At 47.1% G+C, this 25997-nt stretch carries 16 protein-coding genes; 5 read left to right on the plus strand and 11 right to left on the minus strand.

Annotation, left to right across the window (positions count from 1 at the left end; genetic code table 11):
* Positions 1-498: 498 nt before the first annotated feature.
* Together ppsA and BLR32_RS32495 are read right to left on the minus strand one after the other, a co-directional pair.
* Positions 499-3126: a phosphoenolpyruvate synthase gene (gene ppsA, locus BLR32_RS32490; RefSeq protein WP_089838651.1), complete on the minus strand. Its 2628-nt coding sequence runs from the start codon at positions 3124-3126 to the stop codon at positions 499-501.
* Positions 3127-3143: 17 nt separating this feature from the next.
* Complete coding sequence (locus tag BLR32_RS32495) at positions 3144-3599, minus strand: MarR family winged helix-turn-helix transcriptional regulator (RefSeq protein ID WP_089838653.1); 456 nt, start codon at positions 3597-3599, stop codon at positions 3144-3146.
* A gap of 187 nt (positions 3600-3786) precedes the next feature.
* Between BLR32_RS32495 and BLR32_RS32500 the strand changes: the two genes are divergently transcribed.
* From BLR32_RS32500 to BLR32_RS32515, 4 genes are all read left to right on the plus strand, one after another.
* On the plus strand, positions 3787-4716 hold the full coding sequence (locus BLR32_RS32500) for a FecR family protein (protein ID WP_089838655.1): 930 nt from the start codon (positions 3787-3789) through the stop codon (positions 4714-4716).
* A gap of 118 nt (positions 4717-4834) precedes the next feature.
* Positions 4835-8215: a TonB-dependent receptor gene (locus tag BLR32_RS32505; protein WP_089838657.1), complete on the plus strand. Its 3381-nt coding sequence runs from the start codon at positions 4835-4837 to the stop codon at positions 8213-8215.
* A 17-nt stretch (positions 8216-8232) separates the two neighbouring features.
* Entirely contained in the window at positions 8233-10029 is a 1797-nt protein-coding gene (locus BLR32_RS32510; protein WP_089838815.1) for a RagB/SusD family nutrient uptake outer membrane protein, read from the plus strand.
* Between the two features lie 34 nt (positions 10030-10063).
* Positions 10064-11185: a glycoside hydrolase family 76 protein gene (locus tag BLR32_RS32515; protein ID WP_245705579.1), complete on the plus strand. Its 1122-nt coding sequence runs from the start codon at positions 10064-10066 to the stop codon at positions 11183-11185.
* 78 nt (positions 11186-11263) lie between these two features.
* Here BLR32_RS32515 and BLR32_RS32520 read toward each other — a convergent pair whose 3' ends face one another.
* The 9 genes from BLR32_RS32520 to BLR32_RS32560 form a co-directional block, all read right to left on the minus strand.
* Positions 11264-12268, minus strand: coding sequence for an NADP-dependent oxidoreductase (locus BLR32_RS32520; protein ID WP_089838660.1), 1005 nt, complete (start codon positions 12266-12268; stop codon positions 11264-11266).
* Positions 12269-12530: 262 nt separating this feature from the next.
* On the minus strand, positions 12531-13613 hold the full coding sequence (locus tag BLR32_RS32525; protein ID WP_089838664.1) for an alpha/beta hydrolase family protein: 1083 nt from the start codon (positions 13611-13613) through the stop codon (positions 12531-12533).
* 1 nt (position 13614) lies between these two features.
* The gene (locus BLR32_RS32530) at positions 13615-15603 is read right to left on the minus strand and encodes a TlpA family protein disulfide reductase (protein ID WP_089838666.1); all 1989 of its coding nucleotides are present in this window, start codon (positions 15601-15603) and stop codon (positions 13615-13617) included.
* Positions 15604-15625: 22 nt separating this feature from the next.
* Complete coding sequence (locus BLR32_RS32535; protein ID WP_089838668.1) at positions 15626-17158, minus strand: PKD-like family lipoprotein; 1533 nt, start codon at positions 17156-17158, stop codon at positions 15626-15628.
* A gap of 33 nt (positions 17159-17191) precedes the next feature.
* Positions 17192-17947: a DUF4843 domain-containing protein gene (locus BLR32_RS32540; RefSeq protein ID WP_176842512.1), complete on the minus strand. Its 756-nt coding sequence runs from the start codon at positions 17945-17947 to the stop codon at positions 17192-17194.
* 22 nt (positions 17948-17969) lie between these two features.
* Positions 17970-19394: a RagB/SusD family nutrient uptake outer membrane protein gene (locus tag BLR32_RS32545; RefSeq protein ID WP_089838672.1), complete on the minus strand. Its 1425-nt coding sequence runs from the start codon at positions 19392-19394 to the stop codon at positions 17970-17972.
* A 10-nt stretch (positions 19395-19404) separates the two neighbouring features.
* Positions 19405-22704: a SusC/RagA family TonB-linked outer membrane protein gene (locus BLR32_RS32550; RefSeq protein WP_176842513.1), complete on the minus strand. Its 3300-nt coding sequence runs from the start codon at positions 22702-22704 to the stop codon at positions 19405-19407.
* A 265-nt stretch (positions 22705-22969) separates the two neighbouring features.
* The gene (locus BLR32_RS32555) at positions 22970-24154 is read right to left on the minus strand and encodes a FecR family protein (protein WP_176842514.1); all 1185 of its coding nucleotides are present in this window, start codon (positions 24152-24154) and stop codon (positions 22970-22972) included.
* Positions 24155-24262: 108 nt separating this feature from the next.
* Entirely contained in the window at positions 24263-24811 is a 549-nt protein-coding gene (locus BLR32_RS32560; RefSeq protein WP_176842515.1) for an RNA polymerase sigma factor, read from the minus strand.
* 177 nt (positions 24812-24988) lie between these two features.
* Between BLR32_RS32560 and BLR32_RS32565 the strand changes: the two genes are divergently transcribed.
* The gene (locus tag BLR32_RS32565; RefSeq protein WP_089838680.1) at positions 24989-25993 is read left to right on the plus strand and encodes a GlxA family transcriptional regulator; all 1005 of its coding nucleotides are present in this window, start codon (positions 24989-24991) and stop codon (positions 25991-25993) included.
* The last annotated feature ends 4 nt before the right edge of the window (positions 25994-25997 follow it).

Here is a 25997-nt window from a genome sequence, read left to right on the forward strand (position 1 = left end):
TTCACCCCGTGCTACAAACACTAAGCCCCCTGACGGGGTCTATTGAAGCGAATGATCAGGTATTGGGAGTACGCTTTTGCCATGCCTTTATTATGCTTTATCCATGCCTTTACCATGCCTTTGGGGTGGACCTGTAACAATTCCCGATCATAGTGCCAATAGGGTACGACTATACTCCGACTATCCTACGATCCTTAATCTATAGGCTCTGTAGTCCTACATTAGGCCTACCATTCTATAGCCATCGCTATAGAACAGTGCCTGTAATGCTATAGTAAAGAGCCTATAGGTTATAGGTCGCGCCGAATCCCCACCGGATGCATACCCTTCCCAGGGGAACCCCAATAGGTATGACAATATGGGGGCATTCAAGAATCTGGACAAATTGTCCGGTCCTGAAGCTTACAGAAAGCTCAGCTATAAAAAAAGACCCGTGCTACGTGCACAGGTCTTTCCAGATTCAAAATGGACGGAAGGCTATCTGTTAGCATTTTATAATCACTGTTCGCCGGATAATATCTCTACATATCCATCTGTTCCATTTACCCGGATCCGTTGTCCGTCTTTAATCAGCCTGGTGACATTATCCACGCCGACAACTGCCGGTAAACCATATTCGCGTGCGATAACTGCTCCGTGGGTCATCAATCCGCCTACTTCAGTAACCAGCCCTTTTATGGATACAAACAAAGGCGTCCAGCTGGGGTCAGTAAAGGAGGTAACTAATATATCACCCTCTTCCAGATCTGCCTCTTCCATGTTCAGAATAACACGAGCCCGTCCTTCTATCACTCCGGCAGAAACCGCCAGACCTGCAATAGCGCCGGCCGGCAAGTTTTCCAGTTTATACTTACCGGCAACGATCTCACCATCAGATGTGATAACACGCGGTGGCGTCAGTTTCTTGTATGATTCGTATTCCTCCTTTCGTTTGTTGATAAGCTGGTAGTCCACTTTATTGCTGCGTACCACTTCATGTAATTCTTCAAAAGTGAGGTAGTAAATATCTTCTTTTTCATGAATGAGGCCGGCTTGTACCAGTTTTGCGGCTTCTTTCAGTAAAGCCTGTTTATAAATGAAGTAGCGGTTAATCAGGCGGTACTTTGGATATTCCCGATAACCGGCGAAGGTCCGGATCAGGTCTATCTTTGCTTTTGTTGCTGCGGCCTTTTGTTCACCGTCGGGCAGTTGCCTGAGGCGATCTAATATCTCCTGTTCTTTTTTCAGGGACTCCTGTTGCCCCTGTTCAAATTTCCGGGTACTGGCGCCGGGCTCGAAGTTTTTGATATTACTGAGGATCATGGGGACAAGTGTAGCCGGTCTTTCACTCCAGCGGGTTTTCGTAATATCGATTTCGCCGACACATCGCATGCCGTATTTGTCGAGATAAGCAGTAATAGCATCCCGGCTTTCCTGTCCGCCTTTAAATTGCAGCAGTTCGTCCAGGAAATTATCGTCTTTTACCTGTTGTAAATACTCAATTACTTCCGGATAAGGACGAATGGCATCCGCTACATCCAGGAGGGCGAGTCCCATCTCCGAAGTGATATTGTTTGGCACAGATTGAGAGAAGGTGTCAGCTATGCCTTTCTCACCTAACCACTCATTCATTTTTTCATTGATCCATGATGAAGCGTTGAAAGCCGTCATAATCGCTCCCATATGCCGTTGGTCAAACAAGTTCTTTTTTGATTGCTGAAGATGTTCCAGGATAAAATCAAACAAATCGGATCCTGATTTCGACAGGATGTTTTGTTTCAGCTCTTCTATTGAGTGCTGACTGGTTTTAATCAGATCAGCAACAATGGCCGGATCGTTGTCGAGTTGTGCATTGAAGTCAATAGAATGCCGGCTTTTATCATCTTTACCAGGACCCGCTGCTGTTTGATCCTCAGGCAACAATTTTATAAAATCTTGTCGCTCTGTTATGTTGATGAGTGCATCTTTTATAAGCGGATCGGATTTTCCCAGGGTCGTTTCTAATATCACTTTTCTGCTGACAGGTGAAGCCAGCATAGATGTGATATCAACAAATAATCTTCCACCGGCCTGACGCATGGTAGCAGACGTTGTTAACAGGAAGAAAGATAATCCCAATGGCTTCATGGCATCTGTCATCATCTGGTTATGACCGACAGATACATAGACGTGATTTTCCTGGTCATCTGCCTGAGGAACGGGGTATAAGGTAGTGATGGGCCGGCTCTGGACAATATAAAATACACCATCAGCGAAACACCATTCGATGTCCTGGGGCTTGCCAAAATGCGCCTCAATCTTTCTCCCAAGGCCTTGCAGCGCTATAATATCTTCATCGGAAAGCGATTGGGCATTTTGCTGATCTGCTTCGATCTCCTCTTCTTTTGTACCGCCTTCGGCTGTAGCCAAAACAGCAAGTTTCTTTGCAGAGATTTTCTTATCGATGATCTTGTCCTCACGCACTTTATAATTATCGGCATTTACAAGTCCTGCAACTAACGCTTCACCAAGTCCGAAGCTGGCATCAATGGATACTACCTTTCTGTTTGATGTAACCGGGTCTGCTGTAAACATAATGCCTGCTACTTCCGGGAAGATCATTTTCTGGATGACAACAGATAACCAGACCTTTCTATGGTCAAATTCATGCTGCAGGCGGTAGATGACAGCTCTGTCTGTATATAATGAAGCCCAGCATTTGCTGATATGTTTCAGAATAGCCCGGGCACCGATGATATTCAGGTAGGTGTCCTGCTGTCCGGCAAAGGAGGCGGTTGGAAGATCCTCTGCTGTAGCGCTGGAACGCACGGCGTATGCATTGTGGGGACCCAGTTGTTCGACATGTCGGATAATCTCATTAGCAATATTTTCCGGCATCTGAATTCCTTCAATCACCTGCCGGATTTTCGCACAGGTTTCACTGATGCCTTTTCTATTGTCAGCTTTCAGCTTGGCTAACTGATCCAGCAGTGCGTTGAATTCGTCGTTGCTTCCGACAATTTCTTTATATGCTTCAGTGGTAATGCAAAAGCCTCCGGGTACCTGTATACCCTCAATTTTGGATAGTTCTCCCAGGTTGGCGCCTTTGCCCCCGACCAGCGCAAGCTTTGTACTATCGATTTCCTGAAAATCAAGTATATAGGTCATTTGCTTTCTTTTTATGGTTATTTGTTGTTGAGCTTATTGGTAGTCTCATTCATTATCTCAATCGCTTTTGAAAAGTAGGCTTCGATAACTTTGAGTTCCTTGCTGGAAAATGAGGCAATCAGTTGTTCTGACTGTGCCCGGAATTCTTTATAAAGCGGTTCCAGGAGCGCCATTATATTTTTAGTGTTGGGTTCAATGAGCACTTTCCGTCTGTCGTCTTCCGCAAACCGTCTTTTCACCAGCTTTTTCTTTTCAAATCTGTCTATCAGACCTGTGACTGCACCTGTGGTCAGACCTGTTAAACCGGAAAGCTCACCTGCTGTCATTTGCCCTTTCTGTATCAGAAACCCCAGGTATTTATGGTCAGTACCGGAAAGTCCGGCCTCCCGGCCAATGGTTTCATGCATCTGAATAGAAGTATATGCATATACCTGGCTTAGTCTCCTTATTCGGGTGATTTCGTCTGTATCCATATTTATATCTTATTGGGTAAATATCTTAGTTGCTAAGATAATATTGATTTACAGATTGACCAAACAATTTTAGTAGAAGGGGGAGAATGGATACCTATAAAGTGAGCTTGATAAGATTCTTGAATTTTTTTTCTTCGGGACTAGTACCAAACCTCCATTTTCCAGATAAGCTGGTAAAACGTCCACTTTGGAAACTGATAAACTAAAGCGAATCTTCCGGCAATACCTCTTGGGACAAACAGGGGAAAAGGAGGCCGGAGCCATTGATAACTGGTACCAATCATTTGATAGTGAGTTTGTTACTCCGCTCAGTCCGGAAGAGGAAGAATCTGTCCGCCTGGAGATCTGGCAGCGTATCTATCCGGAGCTGGGCAAGAAAAAGGTCCATTACCTGAGAAGAAGCCTTGCCGCCGCTGCAGCAGTGCTCCTGTTACTGGCAGGAGGGCTGACCTATTACCTGGTGAACAAATCCAACCCTGCCTATACTGAAGTGACTACCGCCGTGGGACAAAGAAAAACTATACAACTGGCAGATGGCTCTCAGCTTACCCTGAACGCAGGTTCTATTGTTCGTATACCTAAAGATATGCGTAAGGAACGCCGCCTGAATATCGTGGACGGGGAAGTCTTCTTTGATGTGAAAGGGGAACCATCTGTTCCTTTTATCGTGGAAAGTGGCCCGCTGACTACCACCGTACTCGGTACTTCCTTCAACGTAACCGCCTATAAAGAAGTGAACAGGATGAGCGTCGCTGTAACAGATGGTAAGGTGAGTGTACAGCGAACCGGCAGTACTGCGGCGGTACTGGTGAAAGATCAGGCCCTGACCTACGATCGCGCGAAAAACAATACTACAATAGACGCTATTGATAAAAGCCTGCTGGGATGGCGGCAGGGCAGCATGGTGCTGAACGACGCCTCCTTTGAGGATATGGTGGTTCTGATGCAGAAGAACTTCGGCATTATGCTAACCACCTCCCAGCTGCGGGTACGGCAGACGAGGTACACCACTGAATTATCTACCGACATGGACCCTGTGAAAGCAGCAGAAGTACTGGCAGCTATCCACAACCTGAAGATTGAAGTGACCGGCCACGTGGTCACACTCTATGAATAAAACCAACAGACTAACACAAACACAACCAACGGACTAACACAAAGACAAGAAAACACTGTAAGCAATTAATGTTACGTGAGTTCTGCTTAACGTCAACATCTTAACGCCTAAACTACGTATGAAAAAAATTATCACAAGCTTCAGAAGACGGCTAGTGTCTGCCGTCCTTCTCCTGATGGGAGCTTCCCTTTTCCTGCCGGTATATGCGGGTAAGGGACAGATCCTGAAAGAAACCAATGTCACGATCCGCCTGAAAAGCGGGTCATTGGAGTCAGCCATTCAGGAGCTGCACTCATCCACGAAAGTTACTTTTGCCTATGACAAACAACTGTTACGCTCTTTTCCGATCCGGGACTGCTCTTTCTCCAACGAGCGACTGGATGTAGTGCTGGAACAGTTACTCCGCAACAAGCAGCTGGAGTTTTCAGAGGTCAATAACATTGTTGTGATCAGCAAGGCAACTGCCGGCAATACGCCTCCTGCCACTACAAAAGCAGGTAGGGAAGATATAGTGGTATCTGGTATCGTGACCGATGAAACAGGTACCCCTATGCCCGGTGTGAGCGTAGCTGTACGCGGCGCCAGCACCATGACCTCTACCGGTAATGACGGTAAGTTCAAACTGATTGTACAGTCGGCGGATGCCATGCTGGCATTCAGCTTCATCGGTTATGAAACAGTTGTCGTAACAGTAGGCAACCAGACCAGTCTGAATATACACATGAAAGTTGCCAGCAAATCACTCGGCGAAGTAGCGGTAGTGGGTTTTGGTACACAGCGTAAAGTGAGCCTGGTAGGCGCACAGTCTACGGTGAAAGTAACAGAATTCAAACAGCCTGCGGCAGATATTACGACGATGCTGGCAGGTCGTATTGCCGGCGTGGTAGGCGTACAACGTTCCGGTGAACCAGGTAAAGGAAGCGCTGATATCTGGATCCGTGGTATCTCTACTTTTGGTGATGGTAACAGTTCCGGCCCATTGATCCTGGTGGATGGCGTGGAACGTTCTATTAATAACATTTCACCGGAAGATATTGAGTCTTTCACGGTGCTGAAAGATGCTGCCGGTACTGCCGTATATGGTGTACGTGGCGCCAACGGTGTAGTACTGGTGAAAACGAAGACAGGTAAAGTGGGCAAGCCGCAGATCTACCTGGACTATAACGAGGGCGTGAACACGTTTGTACGTCGCCCGAAATTGCTGGATGGTATCTCTTATATGAACCTGGCCAATGAGGCATTGACCACCCGCAACCAGAATCCAAAATATTCGCAGGAATATATAGAGAATACGAAAAACGGTACCGATCCTTTGCTGTATCCTAACGTAGACTGGATGGATGCTGTATTCAATAAATACGGTCATACCCGCAGCACCAACCTGAATGCCAGTGGTGGTGTGGAGAATGCACAGTATTATGTATCCCTGGGTTACTTCAGCGAGTCTGGTTTCCTGAAAACAGATGATCTGGCGAAGTATAATTCATCCATGAAATACAACCGGTATAATTTCACCAGTAACCTCAATCTTCGTGTAACTAAAAGCACCAAACTGGATGTAGGTTTACAGGGCTATTTCTCCAACGGTAATTATCCCGGCATTAGTTCGGGCGATATCTTCCAGAGTGCGATGGACGCTGCGCCTGTGGCGTATCCTATTATGTATCCCGGAGGTCTCGTGCCCGGACAGTCATCCAACGGTGGTTTCCGTAACCCATATGCTGACCTGACCCGCAGAGGTTACCGCAATGAGTTCCGTAATCAGTTGTTTTCTAACCTGCGGGCTACTCAGGAACTGGATGCATTGACCAAAGGACTGACTGCGAGCGTAATGTTTGCGTTTGATACATACAACCAGAACTATATTACCCGCTCCAAGAGAGAAGATACTTATTATCCTGATCAGAGCATGCCTTATAAACCAGATGGTACGCTGAACCTCGTGAAAACATTCACCGGAAATGCTTATCTCGGATTTGATAATAATTCGAACGACAGGCAGACCAGCCGTAAATTTTATACGGAGGCCTCTCTGAACTATGACAGAAGCTTTGGTAAGCATCGCTTTGGCGGACTGGCCTTGTTCTATTCCAGCGATAAAACGAATGCACTGGCAGGAGATTTTATCAGTTCTATCCCGGAGAGATCTTTAGGTTTCGCAGGTAGGGTAGCTTATTCTTATTCAGATAAATATTTCCTGGAAGTGAACGCTGGTTATAACGGTTCTGAACTGTTTGCACCGGGTAACCGTTTCGGATTCTTCCCTGCAGTGGGTGTGGGTTGGATCATCTCTGAAGAGAAATTCTTTGCACCGCTGAAGAACGCTATCACCTTCCTGAAGTTCCGCTATTCCAATGGTAATACCGGTCTGGGAAGTGCGAAAGAACGTTTCTTATATATCACGAACCTGAGTACTTATGACAATGCTTATAAGTATGGTAAAGCATTTAACAACTTCGGTGGTATCAATATCAACCGTTATGCAACGAATGTAAAATGGTCTGTATCGAATAAACAGGATCTCGGTATCGAGTTCCGTACTTTGAAAGACCGCCTGTCAGTGATCGTAGACCTGTTCAAGGAGCATCGTACCGGCATCTTCCTGCAAAGGGCTTCCAACGTAGATTTCATGGGATTGCAGAACCAACAGTTTGCGAACCTGGGTATCGTGGATAATAAAGGTTTTGACGCTTCATTGGAATACAGTACCCGTATTGGTGCAGTCGACGTGCGACTGAGAGGTAATATCACCTATACGAAAGATGTGGTGAGAGAAGATGACCGTCCGCCGCAGACTTACCCATGGATGGAGCACAGAGGAAATAATGTATTGGCCCGCTACGGATATATCGCTGAAGGACTGTTTGTCAGCGATGACGAAGTGAACGAGAGCGCTGTACCGGGAGATAAGTCCAAAGTAAAACCCGGCGATATCAAATATAAAGACCTGAACGGCGATGGTATTATCAACAGTTATGATGTTACTAAAATAGGTCGCGGTGACCTGCCTACTACGGTGTATGGATTTGGATTTGACCTGGGGTATAAAGGATTCAATTTTGGCCTGTTGTTCCAGGGGATCTCAGATGCAGACAGAATGTTGAAGGGATCAGCGATCATTCCATTTAACGGTGGAGGCGGTCTGACCAATGCATATGCTATTGCAGAAGACAGATGGACAGTAGATAATCCCGATCCAAATGCATTCTATCCAAGGCTGGCGTATGGAGAAGCAGAGAATAAGAACAATACGCAGGCCAGCTCCTGGTGGATAAAAGACGTGAGTTTCCTGCGACTGAAATCAGCACAGCTGGCGTATAACCTGCCTACCACCTGGTTGAACAGAACAGGCATCCGCAATGCGTCTGTATACATACAAGGTATCAACCTGTTCACCTTCAGTAAGTTCAAGCTGTGGGACCCTGAGCTGAATACAGACAATGGTTCCAGGTATCCTAACATCAGGACCCTCTCTCTTGGCATGAACCTGAAATTTTAATCCTACAAGTAATGATGATGAAAAAGCTATTATATCTATTCCTCGTTATAGTACTCACGTCTTCCTGTTCAAAGTATTTGGACCAGGTGCCGGATGACAGGCTGACTTTAGACGAAACCTTCAGAACATGGTCTACTGCACAGCGCTTCCTGGCGGATGTGTATCGCAGTGTGCCTGATGAATTCGGGCAACGTAATCCTGGTTCAGAAACCAATCGTGGTCTGTGGACCGGTGGTTGTGATGAAGCAGATTTCGTATGGGGCTTTGTGCAATCCAATGATGTTAACATCGGTAACTGGGATGCTAACTCTGGTTTTGTGGGCGATTACTGGCGTAACTTTTATCGTGGTATCCGCAGTGCCAGTGTATTTATGGAAAATGCAGATGCGATCAGGGACCTGTCGCCCGACCTGATCAAACAATACAAGGCAGAGGCCCGTGCGCTGAGAGCGATGTATTATTTCTACCTGATGCGTATTTATGGGCCAGTGATCATCCTGGGTGAAAAAGCACCTGCCGTAGATGCAGACCTGCAATTGCCACGTAATTCCTTTGATGAGTGTGTGGAGTATGTGACCACAGAATTGGAAAAGGCAGCCGCAGACCTGCCGGTAATACCAAGGAATGATGAAGAATATGGCCACATTACAAAGGGGGTTGCGATGGCTTTCCGTGCTAATGCACTGATGTATGCCGCCAGCCCGCTATATAACGGTAACACCGATTTTGCCGATATGGTGAACAAAGATGGTAAACACCTGATCAGCCAGACCTATGATGCTGCTAAATGGACCAAAGCGGCAGAAGCTTATAAGGCCTTTCTTTCCACGTTTGTACCCGGCACTTATGACCTGTTCAGAAAGAACGATGCCAATGGTAATTATGATCCCTACCTGTCCTGCCGTGATGTATTACTGACCGACTGGAACAAGGAGGTGATCTTTGCCAGAACAGGCAGCTCTGTCAGTCCGAAACAATATGAAATGACCCCTTATCACAATGGTGCCAGCTCCCGCGATGTAAAAGGCAGTGGTGGCTTAGGTGCTACACAGAATATGGTGGACGCTTTCTTTATGAAGAACGGCAGAAGCATTGACGATCCTTTATCCGGATACGTAAAGGAAGGTACTTCTATGTTCCAGCCACCGAATGATACACATGAAAAGGAGATCTATAATCAGTGGGTGAACAGGGAACCACGTTTCTATGTAGGCATTACGTATGATGGCAGCACCTGGTTAAACACGTCTTTCGGTGAGATCACTACCCGTTTGTATAATACAGGTAATTCCGGTAAACGGACAGGTGGAGGCGACTATTCTCCTACCGGTTATATTGTTCGTAAGGCAATGGGACTGGGCGCCTGGGATATTTCCAACCGTACCCTGATACTGATTCGCCTGGCGGAGATCTACCTGAGTTATGCTGAGTGTGTGAATGAATCAGATCCTTCCAATCCTGATGCACTGAAATACCTGAACCTGATCCGTGAGAGAGCGGGTATTCCGCAATACGGCACTGAAGGACTGGCGGTACCAGCCGGCCAGGATGGCATGCGTGAAGCAATCCGCAAGGAAAGAAGAATAGAACTGGCTTTCGAGAATAACCGCTTCTTTGATGTACGCCGCTGGAAGATAGGAGAGCAAACCCAGAATGGACCTATGTCAGGACTGAATATCAGTGCCGACATGCCGGACTTCTTAAAGGTGGTGACTTTTGAAACAAGGGTGTTCAACAGGCGTCATTACTTTTTCCCGATACCATCCAACGATGTAAATAATGACAAGCAGCTTGTGCAGAATCCCGGATGGTAATAACTTTAATAACAGACACCAACTTGTTTTTGTGATGAATAAACTACGTTATTTTCTGACGATTGCTGTGCTGCTGGGAACCATTTCCTGTGGTAAAAGCAATACACCGGGAGGAGGCACTGTAGATCCTCCGGTATTGCCGCCGGTATCTTTTACTTCCAAAGATGCTACGGCTGCTTTTAATACTTTCAACCAGTATTTCTACAGCACTACAGATAAGCTGTATTATTCCAATACAGAGAGGAAGGATATAGGCGCCATCTGGACACAGGCAGTGTACTGGGATCTTATCATGGATACCTATAAACGTACAGGCGATGCAGCTCACCGTAAGATGATAGATGACCTTTATCAGGGTGGTTACAACCGTTATGACAGATACAACTGGAGTAACAAGGTGGTATGGTTCATTTACGATGATATGATGTGGTGGATCATCTCCCTGGCCCGGGCGCATGAGATCACTGGGAATAAAGAGTACCTGGATAGGTCCATTGAAGGGTTCCAGTACGTGTACAAGGAATCGTACGATCCGGCAGGTGGTGGTATGTGGTGGGATTTCAGGCATTCAGGCAAGAATTCCTGTATCAACTTCCCGACAGTGATTGCAGCAATGACACTGTATAACATCACAAAGGATACGTCTTACCTGAACAAGGCGAAAGACATCTATAGCTGGTCATTGGCGAACCTGACCGACAGTACTACCGGCAGGGCGGCAGATAACAACATCAATGGTCATAAAGGATTTTCTGATTACACCTACAATCAGGGCACTTATATTGGTGCTGCGGTGATGTTGTATAAAGCTACCGGTCAGCAGTCTTACCTGGACAATGCAAAGAAGGGCGCTGACTATACACAGCAGAAGATGTGTGATGCCGATGGTATTTTGCCGGCTGAAGGCGACTGGAATGAACAGGGCGTGCTGAAGGCGATCTTTGGTCACTACATCATGACGCTGGTGAAGGATGCAGGGCAACAGCAATATCTGCCATGGCTCCGGAAGAATATCAACATGGCCTGGGGCAACCGGGATGCTACAAGAGGGATCACCTACCGGAATTACAAGGTGTCTTGTCCTTCCGGCATTGTGCAATCTTATGAGGCCAGTAGCGCGGTAGAACTGATGCAGGTTTGGCCGCCGGAAAAATAGCCTATCCATATCCAGCCATACTAATTCTTCATGGGTGTATCAGCAGGCTAGCTCCACGGCTTGTTGATACACCCTTTTTTATTCGCTGATGTGCATAATTAGTTTATGACCTTTTGTCTGGTTCGTCTCCATGAGGGTATGTGCCTTTCTGACGGTTTCCAGTTCAAAGTCGCCGACAACCTGGATGGGAGAGGGGCTGATAACGCCTTTTTCCACCAGGGCTGTGATACGTTTTAACAGGTCGCCATAATAGGAGAAATTGCCTTTCAGGCTATAGGCATAGTTGGAGATGTGCACCACTACAGCCCCGATATTAAAGAGGTTCTCATGTGCTTCATCTGTTGTGAGGTTGGTAACGTCTACATAAGTGCCATTCAGTCGCAAGATATTGCTGCAGAGCTCAGACATTTGTCTGCCTACGAGGTCTATACAGTAATCAAACAACTGGTTACCATTCGCCTGGATGATCAGGGGAACGGCGTTGGATGCTTTATAGTCGATGATCTGGTCGTATTTCAGGCCGGCATTGATCAGTTCCTGCCTGCTTCCGGGATTACCGGCAGTCGTTACGATCTTTTTGACGCCCTGTGAAAGCAGGATCTTGACAAGTACAAGACCTACACCACCGGCACCTCCGCTGATAAAGACGGATTCTTCAGGGGATATTTTGAGCCGGTTACAGCATTGCATGGCGGTCAGGGCGCTGATAGGCAGGGCTGCTGCCTGGTCAAAGCTGATATTGACAGGCATCCTGGCAAGGATCTGCTGTGGCACGCTGATATATTCTGCATAGGTACCGTTAGACCCCATGCTGCCGGAAGCGCAGTATACACTGTCTCCGATCTCGAAATCCTTAACGGACTTCCCTTTTTTAGTGATGACCCCTGAAAATTCCCTTCCCAGGATATGGGAGTGCATCCGTTTACTTTCATTGGCGCCTATCCTCATCTGGTAGTCGATGGGGTTGAAGGCGGTCGAATATATTTTTACAAGTACGTCATTGTCGTTAATTGCCGGGGTATCAGTTTCCGTAAAGGAGAAATTGTCCGTGGTGCCAAACTGCCTGAGTGTGATTGCTTTCATGTCTTGTCTTATTATGTCCAACCGGTTGATATTGAATGAATGGCTGACCTAATGGTAACTGATTGGCAAAAATAAGACCAAATTAGGACGTCCTGGCCACGAGACAGATACTTTGCTGCAGTTAGCGGTGTTGTGCCGGAGAAACGCCTAAAAAGTGTTTAAAAAAGGATGTACAAAATCATCAGGAGGGCCAAATACAAAAACGCGGCCTTAATAAGCCGCGTTTGTCATTTATCTATTGATCTTCAACAAAAAAGTATTGTTATTTCAGAAATGGCTGCAACCATTGAATGATCGTCGTAAATGCTTCTGCAGAGAAGTCTTCTTTTAAAGTGCTGATCTCTTCTCTTGTACAGGTTACGCAGTGCTGAAAGAGGTGGTTGGTACCGGGTAAGACGTGAGTCGTTACCTGCGTGTTACCTGCCTGTTTCAGCGTAGTCGCAATCATGTCAAGATTTTCCCGGTAGGTTACCATAATGTCTTTGTCGCCGTTCAGGGCCAGGAAAGGCACCTTGATCTGCTGCAGATAGGGAACTGGATCAAACCTGATATGGTATTGATACCAGGGGCCTTTAACCTGTGTGATATAAGATTCCAGGAAGAAGCGCATATGATCGTACTTATCCGGGAAATCTTTCAGAAAGGCACTGTCATCCGCGTGTTTCCAGGCAGCGTAGGTACTCCGGAGTTTACTTTCCAGCTCAGGAGTACCGGCATACCTGTACACTGTATCGAACATTCGCGTATTGATAGTATCGTAACGCTTACGGTCATAGTCACTGATCGGCGCCGATTTAGTGATGGCATAGTTCTGTAATTTCAGCGCATCCAGTCCGTTGATGGCAAGGCCTGCCAGGGTGATCACAAAGTCGATATCCCGGGAAGAACCTGCGGCAATGATCGCAGCAGCGCCACCTTCGCTATGTCCTATGACGCCGACTTTACGGATCGCTTTATGTTGTTTGAGGAAGTGAACTGCCGCCAGTGCATCAGTTGCAAAATCTTTCGTGGTGGCATCTTCATATTTTCCTGTTGTTTCACCTACGCCCCGGTCGTCTGTACGCAAAACAGCAAAACCTCTGCGGGTCAGGGAGTCGGCCAGTACGCGGAACATCGGATGTCCCGCCATAGTGCCATCCCTGTCCTGTTTACCAGTACCTGATATCAGCACAATGGCAGAATAGTGTTTCTTACCCGCGGGTATAGTGAGCGTACCTCCGAAACGGATACTGCCATCAGCATTACTGAAATGGACAGAATCGCTGCGGTAAGGAGATCCCTGGCCGCATATTCGGCCAGGGATCAGTAAAGGGATAGATAGGACAATCAGCAACAATCTTAACATATCAATTCTCTTTTTTCAGCAGTTCAATAACATAAGATATTTCATCTGCCAGTGCACTTGGGCTTCCCATGTAACCGGTAGATATCCATCTTACCATGCCGTTCCCGTCAATGATCATCTTCTGCGGAATACCGGAGAAGTGCATCAGCGCAGCGTATTTGGAATAGGTGTCGTCCAGGTGGCCGCTCTTCTTATTAGGTGCGTCGTACAACACATTAATATTGTAGTTCTTCTCCTTTACATAAGCTTTGAGCTCTTCACGATAGTTTGGTTTGGTTTCCTGCGTGGCAATAAAGTAGAAAGCGACTTTATCATCGTTCTTATATTTGTCTACTGCCATCTGCATACCCGGCAGTGCTGCTTTACAGGGGCCACACCAGGTAGCCCAGAAGTCCAGTACCACGATCTTACCTTTTTGTTTCGCCAGCTCAGCGTATCCTCCTTTCATCTGTTCCAGTTTGAAGGAAGGGATTGCCTGCCTGATGAGGGCTGACTTCAGGTGTTCCTGTTGTTCTTTCAGTTGCTCCGGATTCTTCATGTTGTTGAAATAGGCGTCAAAACCGGCATCACTTTTATGTTTTACAACATATTCCTTTTTCAGCATAGCAATCATTTCAGGAGTGACCTTATTCTCGCGTACACTGTTTTCTACTACCTGCATGGCTTCTGCATGTTTACCATTCTTTTCAAGCAGGGTAGTATACAGGCCGTTGAATTCTGCGCCAACCCGTTCAGGGGCATGATGTGCTCTTGCTTTCTCCATATATACCAGGGCGCGCTTATCATCGCCTGTTGTATGCAGCAGGGAGGCATGGCCGAAGAACGCCGGGCTGCTATATTTGAGTACATACAGCTTCCAGGCGGAGGGTGAAAGGAACTGGCTTTCTGCTCCTCTTTTCTCTCCGGATAATTTTTCCAGCTGATCAACGATGGCCTGGGAGTAAGGAAGGATGAAGTCCGCCTTTATTGTATTATGTTCAAATGGATTCATCACTACCTGCCGGTGAAACTCTGTCAGGGAGATCAGTGGCGCATCCGGTATCATCTTATACAGGATATCGTATTTATTCTGTTTGATGATCGGGGTATAGGTCACGGCCCTGTATACTTTCTGATAGTACATCTGGTCGATCTCCGTATTTACGTTGCTGAATTTCTTCAGCGGGAAGATTTGCACGAAGTGCTCCCAGAGACTGTCGCGTTTATCGGATTCGCGGAACATCCTGTATATCCATTTATCCCTGGCGGTGATGCCTGTGGGGAATTTCTGCAGGATGATATTGTCCATAGAATCTGCACTGGCTTTACTATGCAGGAGGTCGATGTAAGCACGGGAGACTGATATCAGCTCTTCTTCTGTCACATCCGGCAGCCCGGTAATGTATTTGATCTGCTCTCTGATGGTGGAATCAGCCCGGCGACCGTATTGATTTTTCATAAAAGTGCACGCATTGTAGAAGATCCTTCTGGCACTTTCATGATGGTCTCTTGTTTCCCAGATCATCCATTGTAATGCTAATTCATCATCGATCAATGCAATACTGTCTACAGCATCAGGAACGCTGTTGTGGATTGATCTGGCGCGTATGAAGGCCCATCCCGGAAAACCGCCGGGTACTATTTTATGTTCATCGCCGCTCATCATCCACGCGTAGGTCATTTTACCGCCTTTGTCTGTTTTGCCTGCCGCACTGAAGTTGCAAACCATGATAGAGGATTTGGCTGGCAGTATATACCTGGCCGCCCAGCCAGAATCTGTCATTTGCATGTTCAGGTCATCTGCTTCCCATTTAAAATCGACAAACAGATAGATCGTGCCTGTTACCGGGGCAAGTCCTTTCAGTATGGTACTGTCAGGATTGTAGGTAATAGTGACGGTGTCGCCGGCATTAGGGAATTGGGGCGAAACCCGGAATCCCTTTTGTGCAGACACGTAGGTGGTCAGCAGCAACAATATCATTGTTGCTGTGAGCATTAAATTCTTTCTCATAAATGTTTTTTGATTTCCGTTGTTAATAGGTTCCTGCACCTCTCGCTTTCGCGTTGATGTCGGCCACCTTTCCAAATCCTTCGAATACGTTTAATGGTGTAGTGTTGATCTGACCGCTGAGTGCATTCAACTGCAGTTCATATACCTTACCCTTTTGCCCGTCCCAGGTACCTACGTACAGTATCCAGCCTGTTACTGTGGTCAGGTTATAGTTGGGATTGGGTTTATAGATCTTCATGCAGGTGATGGTCTCTCCGGCAGGCAATCCGTCAAATGCCAGCGTGGCCGTGTTGGTGCCCTGGTAATTGTATGCATAGATCTTCCGGTCGGTAGCATAGAGATCTACATATCCCTGTTCGCTGGCCTGGAAGAATTTAGCAGTGCTTATCTCCGGCAGCATGCTCATGTCATTGGCGCTAATGGCGAGAGTACCGTTGTCAGTAGTATTGAAGTTAATGACGTACAGCCAGTAACCGTTGCCGGTCTTGTCTTTGAAGAAAGCGTGTGTGTAATTGTTGAATCCACGGTCCATATACAACATGTCCTTTCCGATATTGCGCAGATCGAATGGAGGATGTACTGTATCTGGCGGAGCAACGAAGTCTATCATGGATCCCACCAATGAAGCAGGGTGAATGAACTTAGCATGTTTCTGATCATAGACGGCGGCAACGACGCTGTAATAGGAACCCATTGCGAGGTAAGGCGCCAGTTCGTAATCGCCCGGCACAGAAGCACTGAACAGGGCATCCGTTTCATAAACGGTCGTATACATGTGCAGTCTGCCATCATTGATCAATGCGCTGTAACCATTCCCGAGCAGCATAAATGCCTGTGGATTGATCACCGCATCACTACGGCGAAAGAGTGCTTTATCTTCTCTCAGCAAGGAGAAGTCACTGCCACTCATACGTGCCATATGTCCTGCACTGCCGATCGTTATCCAGTTCTGTGTAGTTTGGGAGCGTCTTTCCTGCGCAATGAAACGGGGGGCGCCAGCTATTTTACTGCCGGTGGAAGCAGAGAATATGCCCCTGAGGTGTTTAGGTGTGATGCCCGCTACCGGCACAGCATTGGCAGTGGTGATGAAATCAACGTCGGAAGAGTCCTGTGCTGAATGCAGCACCATGATGCCGTATTCAATACCGACTGATACAACGACGGTGAAGATCATGTTTACCTTCAGCTGGTTGGTAGTGTCTGTCGCTATCAGTTCCACGCGGTATTCGCCTACTTTCTCGACGATAGGAACATTCAGCGTTTTTTCCGTTGAAATTGTCTTTACTGTTATAGTGCCACTGGTGCTGTTGGTAATATTGGGATACAGCAACCACTGGTAGCGTAACGCCTTTGTGTCGCCTCCTTCGTATTGGATAGGAGGATCGATCTGTAATGACGCATAGCGTTCAATGTAATAGGGATTGCCAATGCCGGCCGTATCTATTACAGGCATGCCCACCTTGGTATAGTCATAGTCGCCCAGGTCTTTCTTACAGGCGCTCAGCACCAGCAGTGACAGCAGTGACGGAAGTATATATCTGGAAAGAATTTTCATGTCAGCATCATTGTTTGTGAATAATAGCCCTCATCATGGGAATGTTACCAGTTGTCCGAATTCATCTGTGAGGTCGGGATCATGGCTGTCATTATAAGCCTTCAGCGCATCTTTCAACATAGCTTTAATGTCGCTCATAGCCGCTGCAGTGAACTCACCATCCTTTGGAGGCACCCTTCCGCTTTGCTGTAAAGGGAATTGTTCAATGCCAGTGGTAGCAATGATGAAGCGGTATTTAACGGTGCTGTAAGTACCGAAATAAGCAGAAAGACTAATGAATCCATCCCAGTTGGAAGGCTTTACCACGTTATCGCTCCAGCTGAGGGTGAAGACGTCGTCTTCTGTAACACCTGGTTTGAAATCTTTAGTAGGAGCGATAGAGAGACTCAATGTAACAGACGAATCGGCAATATCAGCAGTACGGTATAACACTACCGGCAGATAACCGGTGATAGAATCAGCCGGTATGATGCCGTCTATGAACTCATAGTGTTTGCCTGCCTGAGCTGTGGTGCTGTCAGGGATGGCCTGTCCACGTACGATACGGTCATACGGCGCTGCATCCCCCATTATCTTCACCCTGATCAGGAAAGTGTCTTTCGTGACTTCCGCCGGTAGCTTCAGAAAGGAGAACGATTTGAAAGTAATACGAGTTTGCGTAAGGTCTGTATTCCTTTCAAAGAAATACACCCGCGGATCATTATTGTAAGAAGAAATATCCTTTTCACATGCTGTCAGGAAAAACAGCAGCAGTACCAGCAGACCTGTTATTTTATTAACTGTTTTCATGATGATCTTTTTTGTTACTGAATTAATTTCCGTTACCATATTCCACTTCATTGTCAGGCAAAGGCAATACGTATACCTTATTGTCGGCAGTCACGCTGGAATAAACGATGGTCGGCAGGTTCAGTCGTTTGTAATAGAAGAATAACTGTCCTTCACAATAGAGATCCTTTCTATATTCTTTGAATATTTCATCCTGTATCTGATCAGTAGTGAGGGTAGCCGGGAGGTCCGTCAGTACGTTCCGGGCTCTTCTCACGGTATTGAGGTAAGTCACTGCCTGTTCCGGATTGCTTTCCTTCATAGCTTCCGCTGCGATATAATACATTTCGGAAATGCGCATGATGGGCATTCTCCTGAGAAAACCTGTACTCACACCTGTTGGCTGGGCCAGCTTGGTAGACACCCGTAGATTGGTTGAGGTGTTTTCAAGCTGGGTAAGTGATGTATACCTGATATCGGCATCTGTTTCGTAGATAGTCAGGAATTCATCACTACTTGTTTTTGTCAGCACATTGGTAGAAGTAGGTGTGAAATAGGTCTGCGTGAATGCATCCATATCTGATTTATACAAGGTAAAGATCAGCTCTGATGTAAATACTTTATTGCCCGAGGCTACTTCGGGAATATTTATCCAGGTGAATACGCTTGCATTGATCACTTCCTGGGCCGCAGCGAGTGCTTTTGCTTTGTCGCCGGTGTAGAGATATACTCTTGCTTCCAGTGCTTTTACAGCATAGTAGTTGAATTTATAGAAGCGGTCGCGGAGATAACCGGTAGTAGTGGTAGGCGTCGTGCTGCCAGGTACGATCGGGTCTGTTGCTTTCAATGCGGCTTCGGCAACGGCGCAATCGGCCAGTATACGATTGATGATCTCCTGTACGGTGAGCCTGGGTAACGCGTTTACTGTCAGCTGATCCATGTAGGGAATTGCTTTAGCAGTAAGTCCGCCAGCGGAAGCAGGGGCAGGTGCGAACAGGCGCAGCAGGTCGAAGTGCATGAATGCCCGCAGGCCATAAGCTTCTCCTCTGATAATGCTGTAATTCACATCCCTGAATATTTTCTGATCACCTGTGTTGAGATGGCTGATCAGATTGTTGTCGTTGGCAATCGCTTTGTAAAGCCCTTTCCAGATACCATCTATCTTACTTCTGACAGCTGCATTGGTATAGTTGTACTGTGCGGCGTAGTAGTATTCATGAAAGGTGCTGGTGAATCGGCTATGCTGCATGGACAATACTTCCGTTAGTCCAAAGCTGAGTTCCTGTCCGTACACGGCATTGGCATTCATGTTCAGGTAAACACCTGTCAGTGCATCCATGTAACCTTGTTCGTCACTGAAAGCATTGTCTGCATCGATCTGTGTTTTAGGCTTCACATCAAGAAACTTATTGCAGGCCGTAGAAAGCAATACCGGAATGAACAGCAGTAATATATTTCTGAATCTCATAATTGCACTGTTAAAAGGTGATCTGTAAAGAAGTAGAGATGGTCCTTGCAAAAGGATAATCCAGCCCTCTTTCTGTTTTTACGGAACTGATCCTGGCCAGGTCGTTCATATTCAGCGCCAGGTATACACGGTTGATGTTGGCAGCTCTGAGCCAGTTGGCACGACTGAAATCATAACCCAGGCTGACAGAAGAGAACAGCAGTTCATGCAGGTCCTGTACGAAACGGGAGCTGGGTCTGGTGTCTGTTCTGTCAGCAATGTCTTTGAACAGCGTTCTGTCGCCCGGCTGTTTCCAGCGTTGTTCCAGTGCGCGTATATCTACATTGTAATTGAAGTCGGCATTTTCCACCCTGTTTACGAGTGTGGAATTGTATTGTTGTCCGCCGGCCCTGAAGCTGAATGCGAAATTGGCTGACAAGCCACTATGCTGCACATTCACGCCAAAGGTTCCCTGGTATTTTGGATTGCTGTCGCCGCCCACGATATAATCAGCTGCCGACCATACATAGGTCAGTGAACCGTCTTTCTTCATAAAGATCTCTTTACCATTGGCGGGATCAATACCGAGTGAAGGCACTACCCAGATGGCAGTCATAGACTGGCCCGGTTCGAAGCGGGTAGCGGGTTTACGGCTATCGCTATTGCCAGTGGATACTTCTCCCTTGTCTTCGTCGGCCTCTTTATTCAGCTGCACCAGTGAGTTGGAGACCTTACGTATGCGGTTGGTATTCTGTGCTACGTTAACAAAGACATTCACGGCAGTACGCGTTTCACTGCGACTATATACCCGGAAGCTGGCGCCCAGCTGGTAGCCTTTGTTACGGGATTCGCCAATGTTCTCCTTATAGGTGTCAAACCCTGCGGAAGGAGCCACGATCATATCACTCAGCAGGTTCTTGGTATCCCGGATATAGTAATCGAAGCGCAGACTGAGCCTGTCGAACAGGGTGATGTCTGCACCGATATTGTTATCCTGTACCTGTTGCCATTGCAGGTGCGGGTTAGGGAGTGCAGCGAGGTCAAGGCCCATGTCGCCGTTATAGGTCCTGTCAGTAATGTAATTGTAAGTAGCGAGCGACTGGTAGGAGTTGAAGTTCTGTGTACCAGTTGTACCAACGCTACCGCGTAATTTCAGCACATTGATAAAACGGAACTGTTGCATGAATTTTTCCCTGTGCAGGTTCCAGCCGGCACCGGCGGACCAGAATAATCCCCAGCGACTATCAGCGCCGAACTGTGAGCTGGCATTCCCACGGTAGGAGAGGTCCAGCAGCAGGCGGTCGTCATAGGAGTAGTTAAGTGCTGACGTAAGCGCAATGGAGCGGCTGGTATTCTCTGTTCCCAGGGCTTTGGTACCAGGCTTATAACGATAGCCGAATGAGATATCATTCATCTTGTCGTTCGGAAAACCTACCATTGTCATACCATTGGCAGCGGTAACATCCTGTGTAACTGAATACGCGCCGTTGAGGAAGAAATGATGTTTGTTAAGGCGGAAGGAGTAGTTGGCTAATAAGTCGGCATTCAGGCTGCTCATTTTTCCATTACGGATGCTGTATTCGCCACGATCGAGATAGGCATCTGTACCGGGCAGCACATTGGCATAAGAGGAATGATTGGCTGGAGTGAACTGCTCCAGGTCATTCTTCTGTGTCTGTATACCTACACGGGCAGTGATGCGCAGGTTGCGGGCCACATCCCAGTCGGTATAGAAGTTCTCAATGATGTTGGTATAGGTAGTGAAATCTTTTGAATTCAGGGTAGCGTCATACAGTGGATTGCCAACGGCGCCATTGTTGAATGTTTTAATATAGTTACCGTTGTCGTCCGTCATTCTCCAGTAAGGGTTCAGCATCGCTACGCGCGAGAAGCTGCCATAAGGAGAATTGTCAGAACGGTTGCGGTCAATGGTAAGACTATTCCTGAACTGGAAATTCCTCTTCCGGTATATGAGGTTGATGATGCCGGATACGGTATTCCTGTCGGAGCCTTTCATTACACCGGCTACATTGTTGTAGTTCAGACTGACTGAATAACGGAGCGCATCGTCGCCACCATCCAGGGTTACGGCATGGCGCTGGCCGATACCATTGCGGAGTGGTTGCGACAACCAGTAGGTATTTACGCCTTCGAGGGCCGCCTGAAGGTTGGTACTGTAGTCGCGTAGTAGTCCCGCCTGGATAGCAGGATCTGCAGAGGTATATTTACCTGACAGCACTTCTGCATCAATCTTCTGCATGGAGTTGGTCAGTTTATAGCTGCTGAGATCAGGAGCGGTGATGTCCATACTACCATTGTAAGACACCCGCAGTTTACCGGCGGTAGGAGGTTTGGTTTCAATCACCACCACGCCGTTACCTGCTTTGGAACCGTAAATGGCTTTTGCAGAAGCATCCTTCAGCAGGGTAATGCTCTGCACGAGGTTCATGTTCAGGTCATTCACTTTCTCCAGGGTGGTCTGAAAACCATCCAGGATGAAAAGTGGCAGGTTTGGATTGGTGGTATAGTCTCCTTTCAGGTCAGGGAAACCGGTTTGTCCCCTCATCTGGATATCAGGCATCTGGTTAGGATTGGAGCCGGCACTCAGATTTTCCACGATCTGAAAAGAAGGATCGAGTATAGCGAGTGATTTCAATACATTCTGATTGGAGACGGTTTTGAGCTGCTCGGAAGAGAAGGTGGCTACAGCGCCTGTAAAGCTTTCTTTACGGCGGTTGAACAGACCGGTGGAGATCACCACGTCATCCAGTTTGGTGGCTTCCTGTTCCAGGACAACCTGCAGAGCATTATCCCCCTTCACTTTCACTGCCTGCCGTTTAAAACCAATGGCAGTTACCATCAGGGTCACATCCTGGCTGCCGGTGCGCAGGGTGAATACGCCGGAGGAGTTGGTGAGTGTACCGTTTTTGGTACCCAGTACCATCACGGTAGCGCCCGGGATAGGTTCTCCTTTTTCATTGGTCACCTTACCGGTAATGTCACCCGGCGGTAAAGCCGTTTCCGGGGCTTTTACAGCCTCTTTTTTCTTAATGATGACAACTCCATCCACAATTGAAAAAGTAAGCGCCTTATCCCTTAAAAGGAGGGAAAGCGCATCTTTGAGCTGGAGGTTGTTGATATCAGCATCCACTTTCCCGGCACGGTCCAGGTCTTCCGCTGTATAGAAGAAGTTAATGCCCGTCTGTTTACGGATATCGGAAAAGGCCTTTTCCAGGCTGATATTTTTCCCGTGTAATGTTACGGTCTGCGCATTTACTGCCGCACAGACGTGCAGCGTACAAGCCAGCATAAGTACAAAGGACAATTTCATGATCATCCAGATTTTGGTTGGCAAAACAAAGCCACGCTCTTTGTTTTTGCACAAAGCAGTTAAATACATAAATTTGTTTTGGTTGAAGAAATTGTGATCCAACGTTACATTCGTCACCCAATAAACCGGGATGTTAGCGCATCGCCGGTTTAGTTTTTAATGGGAAGACAGTTTCAGAATTGTGTTTTGTAGTTTTCTATAAAATGCTGTTTAAAATGTGAACAAATACAATTGTTGTGGTGGCTGATTTGGTTGTATGGTTGGTTTATGATCTTACGATTACTTTATTGCCCTCTATAGTAAAATGTACATTCCCGGTCAGCTCCAGTATCTTAAACAGCTGTGAAGCATTGACATTTCTAGGTATAGTACCACTGAATTTTTTATCCGGTATTTCTTTGTATTCCACCTCCACATCATACCAGCGGGATATCTGTCGCATGATGGTTTGTACATCGGCCCTGTCAAAATAGAAATAGCCGTTTTTCCAGGCCAGGACCTGCTCTTCGTCGGCCGACTGCACACTGAATTTTCCTGTTCTTTTCAACAGGTTTGCCTGTTTACCCGGTTGCAGGGTAACAGCTGCATCGCTGTTTACGGCGGCTACCTGCACGCTACCGGCTACCAGTGTGGTATGCACCGTACTTTCATCAGGATAGGCGTTGACATTAAAGCTGGTGCCTAGCACTTTTACGGTAATATTATTGGCTACAGACAGGATAAAGGGTTTGTCTGCATTTTGTGCTACTTCCAGATATGCCTCTCCGGTAATCTCCACTTTTCTTTCATTGCCTGTGAAGGCGGTGGGATATTTCAGGGAAGAAGCGGCATTGAGCCATACTTTGGTGCCATCCGGCAATACCAGTTTAAACTGGCGGCCGCGGGGTGTGGTCATGGTATTGTAGGAGATGCCGCCTGAAGTTTTGCCGGATTCATAATCGAGCTGGCCTTTACTGAGCAGCACCTTTGTACCGTTCTGGTTCGCAATGACGCCGTTGCTGGTGCTATCCAGCACCACCTGCGATCCATCATCCAGTGTAAGCAACGCGCCTGTTACACCCGGTGTGGCATCGTGTATTGGTTTTGTGGCCGTATTGGAGGCAATAGGGCGGGAGGCAGGCGTATGCCTGTACCAGAACCAGGCGCCTGTTCCCAGTAACAGAAGAACTGCGGCAGCAGCAGCCCAGCGCCGATAAGCGTATATAGGTCTGACAGGGGCAGGCGGCAGCCCATGGACCTGCGCTGTAAACTGTTCTATAAAACGGTCGGTTTGAGATGCAGGTACGGGGAACAGGTATTTGTCAGTCAGCATAGCATCCTGTAACGCATGCTCCAGCAGCTCCCGGTTTTCCGGCAGCTCCATCAAACGGGCGAATTGCGCTTTTTCGGCTGTGCTGATACTGCCGTCAATATACTTGTCCAGTAATGAAGTAAAAACGTGTTGATCCATGAGCTGTTCGCCTTTCTGAATAAATAATTGCCCCTTGCACATATAAAGACGCAATCGTAAAAGGAGAATAATAGGTCAACAGGGAAATAAATTCAGATTTTTATTTTATTAATACATTGGAGCGATAGCTATCAGGAAAATAAGTACTTCGGGATAGTTGGCCAGATAGGTTCTCAGGGTATTCAGGGCCTGTACAATATGCCAGTTGACCGCTGCTTTTGAAATATTGAGCTTTTCGGCGATCTGTTCATGACTGAGATGTTCCAGCCTGCTCATGGTAAATACTTCCCTTTGACGGGGAGGGAGTTTGTCAACCGCTTTCAGGATCAGCGCGTAGGTTTCTTTATACTGGTACTGCTGATCGGGGATCAGCATATCTTCCATAGGATACTCAGCAGCCGCGTCCGTTTTCATTACCTGCTTCCGCATAGCGGAAATGATCTGGTTACGGCCCAGGATGTAGAGAAAGTTCCGGAAGTTCTCAATCTCCGGCAGTTTTTCCCTTTGCTGCCATATTCGCAAAAAGATGTCCTGTGTAATCTCTTCCGCCTCCGGATAGGATTTAGTGAAAGTCAGGGCATGGGAGAAGACCCTGGGATGATAGAAGCGGAGAATAGTACGGAATGCAGATTCATCACCTGCTGCGACCTGTCCCAAAAGTTCACGTTCATTATGTAATTCCGTAATATCCAAATATGTAAAGACTAGCTGAAGCGCTAAAGATAAGAAAATAGCATTAAAAGCCTTTGAATCCTTAAATGGCATAAATTGTATAAAATATGGCATTTGTGCCATCTCAGACACATACTACATTTGTAACGTTCAAGCAAGCTTATGCCGGTTAAAACAAAGAAACTGATTGTAGTTGTACCTATGCCAGGTACTTTCCTGTTAGATATCGCCGGACCAGTGGACGTCTTCACTGCGGCCGACGGCATACTGAACGAAATGGGGGCATCATCTGGTGAGGGATATGACCTGTTGCTGGCTTCTCCACTCAGCACAAAAAAGATCACGACAAAAAGCCGTATGGAATTGAGTTGCGAGGTGAGAGCAGACGCGATCGATAAGCCTATTGATACACTGATCATTGCGGGCTTTCCGATGTCTATGCTGGAAACCAGCGGCGCTTTTATTCAATGGCTGCATGACACTTATCCGAAGGTACGGCGTATCTGTTCCGTTTGTGTAGGCACCTATGCACTGGCAGAAGCCGGTATCCTGGAAGGTAAACATGCTACTACACACTGGCAGTTCAGCCAGGACTTTCAGCGCCGGTATCCGGATATTAAAGTGGACACTAATCCTTTTTATACACGCGACGGTAATGTCTATACTTCGGGAGGTGTCGCTTCGGGCATAGATCTCTCACTGGCATTGGTGGAGGAAGACTATGGACGGGATCTGGCCCTGCAGTCAGCACGCAAACTGGTCTTATACCTGAAACGCACAGGTTATCAATCACAGTTCAGCTCTTTACTAGAGGTGCATACGATGGGGAATTCCATCGCAGGGAAACTGCATCCCTGGATCGTCCGCCATTTACAGGAAGATCTCCGCGTAGAGCACCTCGCTGAACTTAGCAATATGAGCCTGCGGAATTTCAACCGTGTATTTATCAAAGAAACAGGGATGACGCCGGCGAAATTTGTAGAAAAACTGCGGGTAGAAATTGCACGGAAATACCTGGAAGACAGTGACCTGAGCATGGAGCAGATCGCTGACAAATGCGGACTGGGAGGGCTGGTGTCTATGCGGCGCACATTTATGCGGCATATGATGGTATCGCCTTCAGATTACCGCCGTTCTTTCAGAACATCATTACAAACACTTAATTGATCAC

This window comes from Chitinophaga filiformis, from assembly GCF_900102545.1.
In the GTDB taxonomy this organism is placed as follows: domain Bacteria; phylum Bacteroidota; class Bacteroidia; order Chitinophagales; family Chitinophagaceae; genus Chitinophaga; species Chitinophaga filiformis.